The sequence below is a fragment of the Pseudomonas sp. SID14000 genome (assembly GCF_002165135.1).
Taxonomy (GTDB): Bacteria; Pseudomonadota; Gammaproteobacteria; order Pseudomonadales; family Pseudomonadaceae; genus Aquipseudomonas.
This window is the reverse complement of sequence record NZ_NFZQ01000065.1, coordinates 1-726: the sequence shown is the minus strand read 5'-3', so window position 1 is coordinate 726 and position 726 is coordinate 1. Positions and strand designations below refer to the sequence as shown.

1 protein-coding gene is annotated in these 726 nt (G+C 66.1%); it reads right to left on the bottom strand.

Annotated elements, in window-relative coordinates:
• Positions 1-105: 105 nt before the first annotated feature.
• Positions 106-726, bottom strand: a 621-nt coding sequence (locus CAY82_RS26785; protein ID WP_170931131.1) for a hypothetical protein, incomplete at its 5' end; no start/stop codon positions are given.

The window sequence follows — 726 nt, the reverse complement described above, 5'->3', positions numbered from 1 at the left end:
CCCCCAACCCCCACCCGCCGCGTCTACGCCGCAATCCGCGCCGGCCGTGCCGATCACCCCCTGATCAGGGCCACCATCGACACCCTCCGCAAAACTGCCGCCGCGCTACCGCTGGGCTAGCCCGGCCAGCAATCCCCGCACCTCGTCAGCCTGCGGATCGGCGATCCGCTCGTACAAGGCGATCGCCTTCTCCCACTCCAGGCGTGCCTCGGCAACCATCCCGAGTTCGGCCAATGCCCTGCCCCGCTGATGCCGCGGTCTCGCCTCTTGATGTTCTTGCGGGTGGCGAACCGCGATTGCCACAGCTTCGGCCAGGACGTCACAGGACTTCGAGTAGTCTCCCGTCTCGAACCAAGTCACCCCGATCTCGGTGATCGCAGTCCCTTCCAGAGCCTCGGTCTTCGCTCCCCGGGCTAGTTCAATTGCACTGTTCAAGGCCGTCAACGCAGCCTTGTGCTGACCGCTTTCCCGAAGGGAAACGCCGATCAGCCGCCAGCCAAGAGCAGCACTGACCGGCCTAGTCGCCAGCAAGAGCTCGATCGCCCGGGCGAACATCGCCTGCTGACGCGCCAGGTCGCCCATTTGACCGGCCAGGATTCCGACCGCGAGGTTGGCGCCGGCCTCGTTCGTCGATGCGCCGGTATCGACGACGAGACTGAGCGCCTCTTCCGCATAGCGGAGGCCTTCGGCAGCTCGCCCGTCAAACCCCAGGTTTTCCGCAAGGTC